This is a genomic window from Pseudomonas putida (assembly GCF_028682475.1).
In the GTDB taxonomy this organism is placed as follows: domain Bacteria; phylum Pseudomonadota; class Gammaproteobacteria; order Pseudomonadales; family Pseudomonadaceae; genus Aquipseudomonas; species Aquipseudomonas putida_AG.
Window position 1 is genome coordinate 1 of sequence record NZ_JANHLE010000148.1, and the last position, 254, is coordinate 254.

1 pseudogene is annotated in these 254 nt (G+C 56.3%); it reads right to left on the minus strand.

Annotation, left to right across the window (positions count from 1 at the left end):
- Positions 1 to 204, minus strand: a pseudogene (locus tag NPS47_RS25575) (DUF6708 domain-containing protein); the annotation flags it as partial.
- Between the last annotated feature and the right edge of the window lie 50 nt (positions 205 to 254).

Below are 254 nucleotides of genomic sequence, written 5' to 3' on the forward strand. Positions count from 1 at the left end.
CTCCAGATAAGTCTCGTTCATCTGCGAAAAATTACGCCGCGATGATTGAACCTGTCCGGTGTAAACCGGCAAGGGCGACAGGAACAGGGTTTCGTTCAACCCCTTGATCCGGATTTCACCGGCCTGAGGCCGCTGGCTGCGAAAGTCCGGGGCAGGCTCGGTGACGACGGCTTTGTCTTTGCGTTTGAACAGTTTGCTAAACATCACCACCCTGCCCGTTGACGCGCCATCAATGTAACCCCGCCGCTTTGCAG